Origin of the sequence: Mucilaginibacter sp., from assembly GCF_039921305.1 — a bacterium.
Classification (GTDB): Bacteria; Bacteroidota; Bacteroidia; order Sphingobacteriales; family Sphingobacteriaceae; genus Mucilaginibacter.
This window is the reverse complement of sequence record NZ_JBDSCA010000055.1, coordinates 37,699-54,302: the sequence shown is the minus strand read 5'-3', so window position 1 is coordinate 54,302 and position 16,604 is coordinate 37,699. Positions and strand designations below refer to the sequence as shown.

The following is a 16,604-nucleotide window of genomic DNA, read 5'->3' as shown; positions in this document are numbered from 1 at the left end:
TGTTGTAGCGCTTTATATTATTTTTTAGTTATTTCAACAGCGTAAATCTGTTCTGTGCCTTCAAAATTGGCGCGAAAGATGATCCATTTTTCATCGGGCGAAAAATGCACGTTAGGCTCCAACTGATAATGGTGATGGCTCATGTTCACCATTTTATCCGATTTTAAACGATCGCCATTAGGCTTAAACAGATAAATCCATTCGCCATTAGGTGCTTTGGCTACCTGGCCGGGGTCGCCGCCATCGCCAATAAAAGTTTGCTCGTCGGCAGATACGTTGAAGTGGATTGACCACTCATTGCGGTCCATTTGGTAAATGCGGTCCTCTTTGCCGGTCTTCATATCAAAAGCGGCCAAAAAGAATGTATCGCCTTTAGGCTTTTGCAGATCAAACCACTCGCGGTTACCGCTCACACCAAAAAACTCGTGCCCGGCAATTTCGTTCTTCCTGGTGCGCACGTGCATTAGCGTATTCTTTCCGGTTTTGATGTTGATATTCCAGATGCGGTCATTCTTTTCCCATGGACCCTCGTGGCAATAAGAAAGTATATCCGGGTCTGTTGGCGAAAACAGCAGGTGATTGGTCCACTCCTTTTCACGGTGAATTTCTTTAATTTCTTTGGTTTTGATGTTAACGGTGTACAAAACACGCTCGATATGTGCTTCCCACATGCGGTTAAAATACTCGTGCTTAGTTGGATACTTTTTGTATATCTCGCGTTCCTCGTCGGTAGTCGCTTTAACACAGGCTAAGTAAGTACCATCGGCGTTTATGGTACCTGCCCGGCCTTTAAAGGCCGGGTCGAACACATAAATAACGCTGTTTACTTTAGTATCAACATTAACGGCAAAAACTGTATCGCCACTTTGGTAATAGGCCGAGCGTGTTTTGGGGCAAACCATTTCGCCGGCTATTTTACCTGCATAGTGAGTTAACTGCGCTATGGCTTTAGTTTTTAAGTTGATGGTAAATAGCTGTTTGCCTATCGCTGTACCTCCATAAAACACCATCAAATCGCCCTCATTCATTTTTTGCGGAACAAAGCAATTGTTATTGAAATAGAAACTGGCGTTAGTATCCGGGCGATTAACCAAACGGATAACTTTATGGCCGGTATCCTTATCTATCCACTCGCCGGGCATAGGCCTTACCGAGCCTGTTTCCATCACCTTTTGAGCCTTTACGGCGATTGATGAAAAAACGAGACAAATACAGGCGAGAATTATTTTTTTAGTATTTTCCATTGGGGTTAGTTTTAAAAAACCGGTTTTAATTGGAGCGCTTTATCAATGTTGATATAGGCTTTCAGATCGCGCATTGCAATTACTTCGTAATGGTTATCGTGCAGATATTTCAAATACTCCTCAAATAATTCGGGTGGGGTATTTACCCAGGCGTGGGCTATATCAGGTACGCCATGAATAGTGAGTATCACAACTTTACCATCTTTAGCCAAAGCAAAGGCATCATAAATAGCCTGCCTGTTGTTGGCCAGCATGGTAAAGCTCGGCATTAAATACGGATGATCAACGGCAGGATCATAAGTACGATCCAACCCTGCGCGGGCAAACTCATAACCTTTAGCCTTTAACACATTAATTGCTTTAGGGCTGGTATCATAACCCGGATAAGCAAAGTTTATAGGTTTGGGGATATGATATTCCTTGCATTTATCTTCGATGTATTGCAATTCGGCGGTAAAGCGCGTACTATCCATTTTAGTTACATGGGTATGGTTTTGGGTATGATTGCCAATTTCGAAGCCCATTTTATTCAACTCTTCAATTTGTTCCCAGCTTAGGTATTTGCTTTTATCGCTAAATGGTGGGTCTTTAAATTCGCAAACAAAAAATGTTGCGCCGAAGCCATACTTTTTAAGCAATGGAGCAACAACGGTAAACTGGGTTACAACGGCATCATCAAAGGATAGTACAACTAACTTATCAGGTATAGGTTTCTTCAACACTTGCGCAGTTGCCGTTTTAAACAGTAATGGCAGCAACAATATGATAATTAATCTTTTCACCTTAAGCTCTTGATTCCTGATTCTTATCTCCTGATTCTATCTTCTAATTGCCATCTGGCTTTACAAACGTGGCGCTTTTTAATACCGGGCTTGGCGGTGCCAGTGGTAAGCTAAACGTATTTACATCATCCGGGTGCGATGGATCAAAATGTGGCGAATCGATCAGGAATTTCTCAAGGTTTAAGTGGTTTAACTTAATGCCCTCTATAATGCATTTGGCAATTTCGTAAGCGCCGTATCCGTTAAAATGCGTATCGTCGGCCAGTGGTTTATCCTGACCAGGATAAGTGTTGGCCGGGTAGTGCACAAAGGCTTTTGTTGAATTGTCTTTCCCCAAGGCATTATAAAAATCGGCCGTCATCGCGTTTAAATCTATCATGGCTATACCCTCATCGGCAGCAACTTTACGTGCCGCGGCAGGGAAATCGCCCAGGGTGTTTTTCACCTTGCCGCTATCGCTAAATGCACGGCGACTGGTTGAAGTTACGACTACCGGGATCATTCCCTTCTCTTTGGCTTTGCCGATGAAGTATTTAAAACTTTCGGTGTACGATTTCCAGGCACCATCGTTAGGGCCTTTTTCTTTTTGATCGTTATGGCCAAATTCAACAAAAAGATAGTCGCCGGGTTTGGCAACGCTTAATATCTTATCCAAACGATGTGAGCCTTTAAAGCTTGATAAGGTTAAACCCGATTCGGCATGATCGGCGATGGCTATGCCGGGTTTAAAAAAGCGGGGAATCATTTGGCCCCATGATGCCCATGGTTCATCATCCTGATCAACCACGGTTGAATTTCCCGCAAGGAAAACCGTGATCTGGTCGTCTGCTTTAGCGATATCAATCTCTTCAACACATGGCTTTGCGTTGTTAAATTCAAGCGTTAGCTTATTATCCCAATCCAGTTTGTTTAATTCGCGGCCTTTTAAGCCAACCTTTCCACCTGTACTAATTTCCGGCTTGCGGATGTTAACAATGAATGTTTTAGTGATAGATTCGCCGGGTTTAGTTTCCACTTTCTCCAGCATCAACCTGCGCGATTCCGCACGAACCGTAGTTACCGTAGCATCTTTAGCACCACCCAGTTTTACAGTTACTTTATAATTCCCCTCAGGCACATCAACCGAAAAAAAGAACGGCTTATCCCCTCCTATCAAACTTGCATCTTTTTTAGTGGCCTCAACTATCTGCGGTTTGCTATCATTATCAAAGCCATACGCACCCGGGCTATAAATTGTATTTGGAGTTATGGTAACAAAGCCTTTATCGGCCTTGCCAAACTTAAATTTATAAGTGGTTTTTTGTGCTGATACGGTTAGAGCCGTTAAAGCAAAAAGAGCTGTAGTTAGTGTAGTTTTCATCATGGTTTTACTGGCTTATTTTCGCCATTTGAATTAGTTTTTAGCGGCTCAAGCATGGAGTAGGCCAGTGAGATAACGTTCACCGATCTGGCTTTTAAAACAACCGGAACCGTGGTTTTATGAAATGTATTAATGTCTTTAGTTACCGGATATATTTTTTTAGGCTCATCCAGGGTATTAATATCAAGGCTATTGGCAGATGTAAGTTCAGTCCAGCTACCGTTTGATGTGACTAAGACCAGATCGCCAAGGTTTAATTTAACAGGCATTTCCTTTGCCGATGTATTTACCAGCTTAACAAGCAACTGGCCCGATTTTTTATCGATTACTGCACTCGAATACAAGCTATCCTTTCCGGCTAATATTTTGCCGTCCATCAGCGCGGGCACAACATCGGTGCCTTTGTTATTGGCAAAAAGCTTTTGCACATAATAATTAGGCGTTGCTACCGATCTTAAGTTATCAAACCATATTAGGTCTGGTCGCCATTGCCAGGCTTCTACGTGGGCTAATAATGGGGCATAGCTTGCCATTTGTACAACATCGGCATTACGTTCTAAGCCTGTCATAAAAGCGGCTTCGGCTAAGGCGCTTACCCAGGCGTTCATCGCTTCCGATTCCTTAGCGCCTTTAGGTTCTTTAATATGAGCGGCATATTCACCAGCGAATATTTTGCTGCTTTTACGATCATAGTTATCATAGCGCGATGCGTTCTGCATAAACCAATCTGGCGATTGGTAATAATGTTCATCTAAAAAGTTAGCTTTTTGCTCGCGCAGCTCTTTTTGTAAATAGTCAAATTTATCCCCGGAAGGTGACGGACCAGAGCTGGTTACTAATTTTAATTCAGGATATTTAGCATTCAACGCCTTAGCGAATAGTTTGTAACGATCCAGATATTGCACATCCCACTGCTCGTTACCTACACCCATCATTTTTAGATTGAAAGGTTTTGGGTGGCCCATTGCCGCGCGCAGCTTACCCCACTTTGTGGTAACAGGTCCGTTGGCAAACTCAACCAGGTCAAGCGCGTCCTGAATAAAAGGGTTCAATTGATCTAAAGGCGCTACCTCGCTGGTATTGTATTGGCAGGCCATGCCGCAATTTAAAATTGGGAGCGGCTCGGCGCCAATATCTTCGGCTAACTGGAAGTACTCAAAAAAGCCTAATCCGTATGATTGAAAATAATCAGGCGCGGAGCGGTAAGCAAATTCGGTGTTCCAACGGTTGATAATGAGTTCCCTATCCTCTACCTTACCTACGGTTTTTTTCCATTGGTAACGGTTAGCCAGATCGCGGCCCTCAACTATACAACCACCGGGGAAACGTACAAAACCGGGTTTTAAATCGGCAAGTAATTGTGCCAGATCTGAGCGTAAACCGTTGGTCCGGCCTTTCCAGGTATCTTTAGGGAAGAGAGATAGCATATCAACATCCAACACTCCCGCGCCTTCAAACAACACAGCGAAGTGTGCTTTGGCTTCGGTAGCTGTGGCTGTTAGCGATACTGAGTATTTTGCCCATTGAGCAGTAAAGCCCTGTAGAGTGGCTTCATCAGAAATTACTTTGCCATCCGCGCTAAGCAAATGAATTTTGATTTTAGTGGCTCCCTCGCCTTTGCGGGCAAGTACCGAGAAATTATAAGTTTTACCTTTTTCAATCCCCATCCCACGGAAACCTTCGTTCTCTAATCCATAGTAACCAGAAGCCGATTTAACTTTAACCCGGCCAAAACGTGGGTTATTTTCATTTTCTTTTCCGCGATTGATGATGAGGATATTACCGCTGCCACCTTCGCCCTTAACCTCTTTCCACCCCATTAAAGGTTTTAAAAATTCGAACGAGCGGTTTTTAACCAGTTCGGCATAAAGGCCGCCATCGGCGCTAAAATTGATATCCTCAAAAAATATCCCCCACATATTAGGCGATACCTTTACGGTTGGTTTATCAACTAAAATGGAGATCTGCTTAACATCCTGTGCAAACACAGCATGCGATAAAAAAGCACAAAACACTACACTGAAAGTAATTTTTTTCACGAAAGGCATAATAATCGGTTTAACAATTTAACAATTGTTAAATATACATTTATTAATATAATATAGCTGGTTAGTCTATAATTGTTTAACAACAGCTGGCTGCTGCTAATAATAATTAAAAGTAGAGCAACCTTAGGGGATATGCATCCTGTGCTATCCTGAATAAGGGATTTGTAATGGGAATATTACTTGGGAGAATAGACTCAAGAGGCGAGACTCAAGAATCAAGACAAGGACCTTTTATTATTCAGAATTAGTAGAACTCAAGAACCAATAGGAAGCACCAATTTATCTTGATTCTTGCATCTTGATTCTTGAGTCTACTAACCTCTACTCTCCTCCGCCCAAAGGCCTTCCTAATTTTTCGAAAGAGATAACGCCGGCACGGGTGGCCCATTGGTTATATAGGGCTTCCAATTGCTTTACCTTATCGGGATTTTGCGCGCTTAAATCGTTTTGCTCGGCACGGTCGGTTGCTATATTATACAACTCCCATTTGTTTTCGTTTTTTTGCGAAACCAGTTTCCAATCGCCAACACGTACCGCGCGATTACCCTCGTGCTCAAAAAATAGTGGGATACTGTTCCATTTATGGCCCGTAAACAAAGGCTTTAAACTGATGCCTTCCGTTGGGGTAATGGTGTTACCGTGGTAAGTTTTAGGATAGGCAACACCAGCATAATCTAAACAAGTCGCCATCAGATCGGTAATGTGAGCGGGTTTGCTGTTTAACACTCCTGCTTTAATTTTGCCCGGATAATAAGCGATGAATGGCGTTGCCGTACCACCCTCGTACTCCCAATGTTTGTATAATTTGAAAGGCGTGTTACTCACGTTTGCTCCCCAGGTTTCGTAGGCGGTGAAGGATGTTGGATCGGACGCGGGTTTGTTATTGGCAGCCAATACTTCGGGCGTAAAACCAGGGCCTTTGATACTTTCGGAACTGGCGCCATTATCCGACAAGAACATGATGATGGTGTTTTTATCCTGATGCAATTGCTTTAGCCTGGCGCGGATCTTGCCAATGTTTTGATCCATCCTATCAACCATAGCAGCGTACACGGCCATTTTGGTATCAAAGCGTTCTTTCTCTTCGGGGGTTAGGCTATTCCACTCGGGGATGCTTTTATCGCGGGGTGATAGCTGGGTATTTTGCGGCAAAATGCCTAAGGCTTTTTGTCGGGCGAGGCGCTCTTCGCGCAGCTTATCCCAGCCTTTCATGTATTTGCCTTTGTACTTGGCAATATCCTGGGGCAAAGCCTGAACCGGCCAGTGCGGACTGGTAAAGGCCATATACAAAAAGAAGGGTTTGGTGGTTTTCTGGTTTTGCTCAATAAACTTAACGGCGTATTTGCCATACTCGTCGGTTGAGTACCAGTTTGGGCCGGGGGTAAATTCTTTATCATCTAAAGCGATAGTTAGTTTTTGCTTGGGGCGATAAGGCATAGTTGGTGTAAAATAACTACTGGCCCCATCAATCAAACCAAAGTAATGATCAAAACCACGCTTAACGGGCCAATGCTCCGGTGCCTGACCAACATGCCATTTACCGGCCATTAAGGTATTGTAACCACCCAATTTTAACGCTTCGGCAATGGTGACGCAGTTTTGATTGAGGTAGCCCTGGTAAGCGGCTTCAGCACGGGTGTTCATCATATCGCCTACGCCAACCTGGTGCTGATATAAGCCTGTTAACAATGAGGCGCGGGTTGGGCAACAGCGCGATGCATTGTAAAACTGCGTCATCCGTAAACCACCTTTGGCCATGGCATCAATGTTAGGTGTTTGGGTATCTGAGCCAAAACACCCAATATCGGAATAACCCATATCATCGGCAAGTATGATGATGATGTTAGGGCGTTTTGCTGTAATGCTCGTTTTTTTACTTTGCGCGGATGTAAGGCCCGTTATCCCCATGAGGGCAATGGCAATTGTTGTTGAAATGTTTTTCATAGCAGTTTGTTATTACATGGCGTAAAGGACACACCCCTCCACCCCTCTCAAGAGGGGAATCGCACTTAGCCAGCCCTCTTTAAACGTTTAATATTTACTCTCTTACCAAAGTTACGCCCATTAACCCGATCACCACATCGTTGGCAATGGTTTTTAATTGCAAGCTTTTTAGCTCTTTGGCAGGATTTAATGGCAGATCTAATATTGTACCTGCACCGCCGTCAATACCCCGGTTAGCGAAACCTTTTATCGCTTTAAATTGATTCCATTCCGTTGCAGCCACGCCGCTTTTTAGGTAAACCCTGATGGGCCTTGCCGCGTTCAACTGGAAAGCGTAACCATCATCCTCATAGTCCTGCTCAATGGGCCACCAGGTTTGCGGATTTTTTAGTTGGAGCACATGGGTTGTGTTATCTTTATACGTAATAGTTACCTCTCCATTTACTAAACGGCTTTGCATAGGGTTTGTTGAGCCAGCCATTAAAAAATACGCATGCGATGATCTTCCCGATAAGGGCACTTCAATCTGCTTAGGATAATTATCCCATTGCGAAGTGAACAGGATATTCTTCTCTCCCATTTTACCCGGCGTAGCGAATTTGAGGTTTTGTGGTGTGATAAACTCGTTTTTATCCCCAGCCGCTTTACGCAAGCCGCTATCATCAATATTAGCTTCAACCAACGGATAGCACCAGTTGCCTATCCCTTGCCACGGCAATTGTAATGTTGGCGCAGTTGGGCGTGGCGACAGGTATTTATTTTTGAATATATTGGTTACCTGATCGTTAAAGTATAGGGTTAGATTGATGGTTTCTTGGTTGGATGGGGCTTTTTGGATGTTCCAGTTGGTGAGGGTGGTTTGGAAAGCTTCGCCATTATTGTATTCTATACGGATAATGTTACTGCCTTCGATTAATGCAGACAGAGGTACACTAATCTCGTCTGAAGTGGAACCCGCCTTAATATCAACCAATGTTTGGTATTTATTTTTTCCGGGATTAACAGTTATGCGCCCTTTCACGTCCAAAATATTAGCTGTAACTTTAAAATTCAACCTATTATCTTCCTGTACATTCCCCGCAGTAATTTCTATCAAACGTTTATTTTCACAATTAAGTGGTTGCCACCAAGTAAAAACACCCTGCTTTTGTTTAATAAATGCGATATGGATACCGTAATTGTATGGTTCCTCACTTTTGCTCCTATTCAAGGCATACTGTGGATCGTAATATCCATTTTTTTTATCAAGGGCCATCGCTGGATAGACCGCGAGTGTTTGCGTTGGTAATAACTTTACATCGTTCCACACGATTTGAATTTCGTAGCCACTGGTGGTACCACAATCTAATTTAACTTCCGGTACTTCAATGGCACCATCAACATTACTCCATTTAGCAGGTTTGCCATTTACGGTTACTGATTTTATGGAAGCGGTTTTGGCTTTAAGCTGTAAAACCAGATCCATAGCTTTCGGAAAACTTGATACAATGGTATAAGTATCCGTATTACCCGTCCGCTTAAAATCAAACTGAATATCTGGTGTATGTATAGAAGCATGATCCCAAGCCATTGGGAAACCCGGTTTGATTAGCAACTTCCCATTCAATGCATCGGGATGAATCCCAAACAAACCCTCGACTAATGATCGGCCTGCCATGCCTACCGGGTCACCAAAATCGCGGTATAATTCGCCACGGGTGGAATCGTAGAAAGATAGCTGGTCAAAGTTGCCGGGGCTGCTTTCGAGGAACATGCTTTCAAGTAAGGAGCCTTTCCAAAGTTTAAAGGCATCTTCGGAGCGGCCAGCTTGCCAGTAAGCTAAGGAGGTGTGCAGCTCTTCGGCCAGAACCACGTTATTGAGTGACCAATCATAAGGCATCCAATTGGTGGTTGGCAGGGTATAAAAACCATCGGGAACACCTTTGGCTATGATGGGGATATGCGGTATCTGGGTATCTACATACCGTAAAGCCTGATACGCCTGAAATTTATCAGGCACATCCGAATCAATGGCGTGGTAAACTGTCCACAAAGCGGCGGCTGGGTGTAATAGTTTGTTGCCTAATAAATCCTGATACTCGGCGTATTGCCCTGTTTGCGGCATCCATAAGGTTTTGTTGATGGCTGCCAGAATATGGTCGGCTTCCTTTTGGTATGGTGTGCCGTTTTCGCCAGCTATTTTGGCTAACTGGGCGGCCATTTTATTGGCGCGGTAATTATAGGCTGATGAATGGGTTACGCCGCCGCCGCTGTATTGCAGGGCATCACTGGCCCAAATGGCACAATAGGCATCATAAAGTCCGTCGCCATCGGCATCAAAATTGCGTTTCTCCCATGCTAAGTGGCGTTTAATTACCGGCCACATTTGTTTAACAAATTCTTTATCGCCCGTCCAGTTAAAGTGGTTGAGCATGGCATCAATATAAACCAGGTTCATATCGTAATGATGCGGCTGGATCTTGCCTCCCGGGTTACGGCTCACATAACCGCTGCTGAACATGGCATTACCCAGTTTTTCTTGCTGGCGTGCAAAATGCATGGCGGTATCGGGCCTATTGGGGCCACTCTCCGGGCTAGTGATCTGCGAAAGCGCGTAACTGCTAAAATGCGAACGGGCTCTATCGTGCCAGCCTAAAACATCAGCTACGTATGGGCCTCGCCAGGCATTCAGCCTCATGCGCCAGGCCACCGCCCCATGCATGTACGATGGGGATTCCCAAATGGCATCGGCTGCTACGGCGAGCGCGCCGCCAAGGGTGTTGATGTATGGATCGGGCGTGTTAACTTTTATGCGATCCGCTATTTTTTTGCGGGCTACTTCGGCGGCGTTGAATAAGCCGGGAAGTTCTGCATAGTTGGTTACAACTTTTTCAGCCGGGCTTTGTATCAAAAAGTACAGCGGCTGAACTCCAGATTTAATTAAACCTGTAATGGCTGGAGCATCGGTAGGTTTTGAATCCCATAATTCGGTTGGTGAAGCTTGCTTGTTCGCATCCGCGATATGCAGTTCTGCTCCTACTGGGAATAAGCCCGTTAGCTGGCTTTTTTGCGAGATGATCTCGGCGGGTTTATAGCCGGGTTGTTTGATCTCGTAGCGGTCTGCCTCGCTGATAGTTTTGCTGGCAAAGTTTAGTGAGAAAGATGTATTGCTAATTTTATAAACATTGCCTTTGCAATACTCCGGCTTTAAATAGAATGAGGATTCGGGATCGGCACCCAGATCGCCATCGCGCGAGAATTTTTTGCCTGTTGCGCCGCCAAATGCCCAAAATAGTTTAGCGCCATTGTCAACGCCTTTAAATTCGGCTTTTAATATCAGGCTTTCTGTTGTTGCTCCGGCTAATAAAGTTAGGTTTAAGCTGCCTTTGCCTAAAGATGGATCGTGAATAGTATATAGCAATGATCCTGCCCTGTAGCGCATCTCAATGTTTTGCGCATCGATTATCCATTTGCTACCGGTTGTAGTTACAATGCCGAATTTAAGGTTGCCACCCATTCCCGGAAGGTACAAGGCAAATTCGGGCAAATCACCACCCTCTACACGAAAAGCGGTATTGGTACCATATAACGCGCGGTTAAAACGGTGCTTGCCGTTATTGCTTACAATATCTTCACCATCGGGATGGTAATTTATAACGCGCTCTTTATTGTGCCACAATTTGGTTGGCACAGTTTGAGCGGATACAAAATTATGAGCGCACAAAAAAAGGACTAATGATAAACATATAGTCCTTTTTGTTAGGGTTTTGAGCATTGTATTGCTTTAGTTTTATATTTGTTAGCCAAAACAGTTATCGGTGCGAACATCGACAACCGCACGGAAACCTTTTTCACCACTCACTATTCACCACTCACTAATTTATTCCACTTCCATTTTATGCGCCAGGGCATAATATTTTAGTTCGATCATATCGCCCGGAATGGTTTTAGTATTCCAGTGTTTATGGATGGATAAAGCCGCCCCTATAGCTGTAGCCTGCGCAACCGAAGCCGCGAACACTTCAAAATTAGGGAAAGCTGTTGCCAGCATATTCATATAAACCGGATTTTTACCAAAGCCGCCATCAACAAATATGCGTTTTACACCAGTGTTTTGAATAACCAGCGTGGTTGAAGCTTTTTGCTGAACCATAATATCCTGGATTAGGCAATGGTATGCTTCATCATAAGATGCGAATTGCGACAAGTCGCGCTCGCCAAATAATGATTGCTGCATTAATGAACGGTCGCTGTTATCCGCACTATCAGTCCGTACATACTCTGCGTGATATTTTATCTTTTTGTATTGATCTAAAGGCTTGTTAAAATGCTCGGCTATACGCTTGGTTTGCTGCTCATGCTCGTTACCTGCAAACAGGCGCGATGCTTTTACAGGTTTACCATGATATTCCATGTAGCATAAGCAATCTTTATTCAATTCATCGGCGGTAAGCGGGTTATCGTTAAACGGATTTAAGCTGATGCACCAGGTACCTGTAGAGATCAAAATGAACGGCTCCGAAAAGCTGGCCAGATAGGGTATTAGCGCCGAAGAGCTATCGTGCAAGCCTGCGCCTACATGATATTCTTGTCCGTTAATAACCGCGTCCATCGCCTTATCCGACGGGAATACGGGAGCTAATATCTTATCGATACCTTCTTTATAAACCCAATCGTGATAATCGTTTTTTACAAAATCCCAAAGCTGAGTATGGCAGCCAATGCTTGTAATATCAGAGTAATAGCCTCCCGTTACCAAAAAGTTTAAGTACTGCGGCAAATGCAGCGAGTACTTGATCTTTTTAAACAACTCAGGTTTTTTGCGTTTGATGCGATACAACTGCATACCCGAGTTTAAGTTACCCAAAACCGGAGATGCTGTTTCTCTCGATATGGCTTCTTCTCCCCCATGGGTAGCGTAAAACTCATTCTTCAACTCATCCGGAAAAGACTTTAAGTAGTTACACAAAGGCCCCGCAACTTTGCCATCATGATCGATGTGGACAAAGCTGGCACCATAGGTTGAAAAATTCAAACCTTTGATATCGAACTTTTTGAGCGATAAGATATCTGCAAGCGATTCTTTAACCCAATTGGTTAACAGGTCGATATCTTCGCATGGGTCGCCATCATCGTCAACCGTTTCTTTAAAATTAGCCGTACGTTCCAATACAATCTTGTAGTACTCGTCAATCAAAAAGAATTTTTTGTTCGTCTTCCCAATATCAAATATGGCTATTACCGGAACGCTCTTCATGCTCAATATTATAATCCTGTTGCTACTGTTTTCTGTCCACGTTCTTTGATCAGGTTCTCGCGCACTTTTAAGTTGCGGTAAGCACCAATCGGATCAATCGCACCACCTGCACGCAGGCTTGCTTCTGATACCAAAGCACGTACATCTGTGCGGTAAGCTTTCTGTAAGATCTCTTGCGCCAAAGCTACATCGCTTGCTTTTTGAGCCGCTTGTAATGCTGCTTTATCAACTATTAAAGCCTGCGCGTAAGCTATCTGGATAGCTTGTACAGATTGTAATAAGTCTTCGATAGGATCTTTCAGGTTGTGCGACGCGTCTATCATCCAGCCTAAATCTGTAGCATGGTTCATGCCTCGGGCATCCATACCTTCAACAAGTTCATTAAAAATCAGGAACAATTGGTATGGGTTGATAGAACCTACGGTTAAATCATCATCACCATATTTTGAATCGTTAAAATGGAAACCTGCTAAACGGCCTTCCATTAACAATAACGATACGATTTGTTCGATGTTGGCGTTTGGCAAGTGGTGACCTAAATCAACCAAAGTAAAGGCTTTAGGCCCTAATTTGGTTACGTATAATAACGATTGCCCCCAGTCTGCAACGGTAGTTGAATAAAAGTTTGGCTCGTAGCACTTGTACTCCAAATACAGTTTCCAATCATCCGGAAGGGCGGCGTAAATTTGTTTTAAGCTATCCAAAGTACGCTCGAAAGCTCCACGGAAGTTTAACTGACCCGGGAAGCTTGATCCATCGGCCAACCAAACGGTTAACGATTTTGAACCCAACAAAACACCTTGTTTAATTACTTCGATGTTGTGGGCTATAGCCTGATCGCGCACCGCTTTATCAACGTGTTGTAACGAACCGAATTTGTAGCTTTCCGGGGCATCAGCCTGATCCTGGAAGGTATTAGAGTTCATGGCATCAAATACCAAACCGTGTTGAGCGGCAAGGGTTTTAATGGCTTGGTGGTTTTGTGGCACATCCCAGGGAATGTGCAGAGAAATAGCGCCTGATGATTTGTTTAAGGCGTGCAATACACCAACATCTTCAATTTTTTCTTCGATACTGCGTGGCTCACCACCACCTGAGAAACGACCGAAACGTGTACCACCGGTACCTAATGCCCAGCTCGGGATAGCAATTTGAAATGCTTCCAGCTTAGCTAATACATCATCAACGTTGGCTACATCGGCAGCAACAAATTCAAACCTGCGTTTGTGATCGGCCAACGCTTCGTTGTTAAAACCGTCAATTTTATACTTCTCTACTTGCATATGTTTTAGATTTTGAAGGTAGAATCAAGAAGCCAGAATCAAGAGTCAAGACAGACCCACTTTTCTATTTCTCAAATCCTTTACTTCTGGTTTTTACTCTTGGTTTTATTTTTCTTCTTGGTTCTTGTATCTTGATTCCTGAGTCTCTCTTACGGCATATAAAACACTTCGGGCAATGCGCTGCTTACCGGGGAATTATCCGGGTTGCTTTCCATAATATCGCCCATGTAGGCCCACCATTTTTGCATGATGGCATGGCTTGGCAGGTTTTCGCGGGCAATGTCATCTGATGATTTCAGTACTCCGAAAAGCACATTGGTTTCTTCGTCTAAAAATATGGAATAATCGCTTATGCCAACTTCTTTTAACAACGCTACCAACTCTGGCCATATTTCATCGTGGCGCTTTTTATATTCCGCGGTTTTGCCGGGGAACAGTTTCATTTTGAATGCTATGCGGTTCATTGGTTCATTAGCCATTAGTCAATTGGTCTTTTATAGTTTGATATTATTCAATGTTCATTGGTTGATGAGCCTTGTAAGACTAATTAACCAATGAACAAGTGAACCAATGAACTATCTTACAAATCCCATCGCAACACCACCGTCAACGTTTAATACGTTACCGGTTGATTTGCCTAGCAGGCCACCTGTGAAGGCGAAACATGCGTTGGCGATATCGTCTGGTAAAATGATCTCGTTTAGTAATGTACGTTTGGCGTAGTAAGCAGGCAATTCGGCAACGGTGATTCCGTATGCTTTTGCGCGGCCTTCGGCCCAGCCACCGGCCCAGATATTGCTATCGCTGATAACGGCATCAGGGTTTACTACGTTTACACGGATCTTATCAGCACCAAGCTCGGCAGCGTTCAAACGGCTCAGGTGTAACTGTGCAGCTTTAGCCGAACCGTAACCCGCGTTGTTTGGACCACTTACTAAAGCGTTTTTGCTTACTATGTTAATAATATCGCCACCTGTTGCTTGTTTTTTCATTACGGCAACCGCAGCTTGTGTTACAAAGAACTGGCCTTTAACTAATACGTCATATAACAAGTCCCAATCTTTTTCGGTATGATCAGCAATTGATTTAGAGATCGATAAACCAGCGTTGTTGATGATGATATCCACACCACCAAAAGCTAAAGCGGCAACATCCATAGCGGCGTCAATTTGCGCCTGGTTAGTTACATCCATCACCGCGGTAGCGTATGAATCTTTACCAAATTGTGCTTTGAATTCCTCACCTGCTGCTTGTAAACGCTCGGCGTTCATATCATTCAGGATAACTACGGCACCTTCTGAAACGAATTTTTTAGCGATGGCTTTACCGATACCACCTGCAGAACCTGTAATTAAAGCGATACGGCCAGATAAGGCTTTAGGCTTTGGCATACGTTGCAGTTTGGCTTCTTCTAACAACCAATACTCGATGTTGAAAGCTTCCTGACGGGGTAATGATGTGTATTCAGAAACCGCTTCGGCGCCTTTCATTACGTTTATGGCGTTGGTGTAAAATTCGGCAGCTACACGGGCGGTTTGTTTGTCTTTAGAGAAAGAGAATAACCCAACACCAGGGTAAAGGATGATAACCGGGTTAGCATCGCGGATAGCCGGGCTATTCGGGTGCTTGCAGGTATCATAGTATTCCTGATACATTTTGCGGTAAGCTTCGAAAGCCGGAGCTAAACGCTCTTTAATTGCGGCAACATCGCTCAAATCTTCATTTGGCGCTAATTCCAATACCAGCGGACTGATCTTGGTGCGCAAAAAGTGATCGGGGCAGCTGGTACCCAATGGAGCCAAACGATCCAGATCGTTAGAGTTGATGAATTCCAATACGCGGGCATCATCAGTAAAATGACCTAACATTAAGGTTTTGCTTGAGCAGAAACCACGCAATATTGGTGCTAATTTTGCAGCCTGAGTTTTACGGGCAGTTTCTTCAAGGCTTTGTATTTTTTGACCACCGAATACAGGGCCTTTTTTACCAAAGTTTTGCTCAAGGTACTCAGCACATTTTTCAATAACTTCTAATGTGTTGATGTAGCTTTCGTAAGCGGTATCGCCCCAGGTAAACAAACCGTGTGAGCCTAACATGATACCACGGATACCCGGGTTCTCGTCTAAACAAGCTTTTAACTGTAAACCTAATTCAAAGCCCGGTTTTTTCCATTCAACCCAACCTATCTGGCCGTCGAATAATTCCTGGGTAATTTTTTTACCGTCTTTTGCTGCCGCGATAGCGATAGCCGCATCAGGGTGCAAGTGATCAATATGCGCGAATGGTAAGAAACCATGCAGCGGGGTATCAATTGATGGCGCTTTTGACGATAGATCGAAAATACAGTGGTTGAACAGTTCAACCATTTCATCTTCGTGCTCAACTCCACGGTAAATATTTTTCAGGCTGCGCAGGCGGTCAACGTACAGGGCGGCAAGGCCACTCTTTTTGATCGAACCTAAATCGCCACCCGAGCCTTTAACCCACATTACTTCCGTGTCTTGTCCGGTTAGTGGGTCTTTAGCCTGTACTTTGCATGATGTATTTCCACCACCATAATTGGTCAACCTTAAATCGGCACCTAACAGATTAGAGCGGTATATTAAAAGGGCAACTTCGTCACCCGCCAATTCAGCGGCTTTCGCTTCGTCCCATAAATAGCTCACGTGCTTAAATTGTGTTGTGTTGATAGACATTGTTATGTTTT

At 44.0% G+C, this 16,604-nt stretch carries 10 protein-coding genes; all 10 read right to left on the bottom strand.

Annotation, left to right across the window (positions count from 1 at the left end):
• Positions 1-17: 17 nt before the first annotated feature.
• The 10 genes from ABIN91_RS16975 to ABIN91_RS16930 all read right to left on the bottom strand — a co-directional run bounded on the left by ABIN91_RS16975 (position 18) and on the right by ABIN91_RS16930 (position 16,593).
• Complete coding sequence (locus ABIN91_RS16975) at positions 18-1,244, bottom strand: oligogalacturonate lyase family protein (RefSeq protein WP_348052477.1); 1,227 nt, start codon at positions 1,242-1,244, stop codon at positions 18-20.
• Between the two features lie 11 nt (positions 1,245-1,255).
• Entirely contained in the window at positions 1,256-2,026 is a 771-nt protein-coding gene (locus ABIN91_RS16970) for a polysaccharide deacetylase family protein (protein ID WP_348052475.1), read from the bottom strand.
• 43 nt (positions 2,027-2,069) lie between these two features.
• Positions 2,070-3,389: a rhamnogalacturonan acetylesterase gene (locus ABIN91_RS16965; RefSeq protein WP_348052474.1), complete on the bottom strand. Its 1,320-nt coding sequence runs from the start codon at positions 3,387-3,389 to the stop codon at positions 2,070-2,072.
• Positions 3,386-5,434, bottom strand: coding sequence for an alpha-L-arabinofuranosidase C-terminal domain-containing protein (locus ABIN91_RS16960; RefSeq protein ID WP_348052472.1), 2,049 nt, complete (start codon positions 5,432-5,434; stop codon positions 3,386-3,388). The genes ABIN91_RS16965 and ABIN91_RS16960 overlap by 4 nt, the downstream gene beginning before the upstream one ends.
• Before the next feature lie 321 nt (positions 5,435-5,755).
• Entirely contained in the window at positions 5,756-7,378 is a 1,623-nt protein-coding gene (locus ABIN91_RS16955) for an arylsulfatase (protein ID WP_348052470.1), read from the bottom strand.
• A gap of 94 nt (positions 7,379-7,472) precedes the next feature.
• A complete protein-coding gene (locus ABIN91_RS16950) occupies positions 7,473-11,048 on the bottom strand; it encodes a DUF4450 domain-containing protein (protein WP_348052468.1) in 3,576 nt (1,191 codons plus the stop codon).
• 189 nt (positions 11,049-11,237) lie between these two features.
• Positions 11,238-12,614 carry an FGGY family carbohydrate kinase gene (locus ABIN91_RS16945; RefSeq protein WP_348052467.1) on the bottom strand — a complete coding sequence of 459 codons (1,377 nt, stop codon included), beginning with the start codon at positions 12,612-12,614 and terminating at the stop codon, positions 11,238-11,240.
• Between the two features lie 8 nt (positions 12,615-12,622).
• Positions 12,623-13,897: a sugar isomerase gene (locus tag ABIN91_RS16940; protein WP_348052465.1), complete on the bottom strand. Its 1,275-nt coding sequence runs from the start codon at positions 13,895-13,897 to the stop codon at positions 12,623-12,625.
• A gap of 149 nt (positions 13,898-14,046) precedes the next feature.
• The gene (gene rhaM, locus ABIN91_RS16935; protein WP_348052463.1) at positions 14,047-14,376 is read right to left on the bottom strand and encodes an L-rhamnose mutarotase; all 330 of its coding nucleotides are present in this window, start codon (positions 14,374-14,376) and stop codon (positions 14,047-14,049) included.
• A 96-nt stretch (positions 14,377-14,472) separates the two neighbouring features.
• Positions 14,473-16,593 carry a bifunctional aldolase/short-chain dehydrogenase gene (locus ABIN91_RS16930; protein ID WP_348052461.1) on the bottom strand — a complete coding sequence of 707 codons (2,121 nt, stop codon included), beginning with the start codon at positions 16,591-16,593 and terminating at the stop codon, positions 14,473-14,475.
• Between the last annotated feature and the right edge of the window lie 11 nt (positions 16,594-16,604).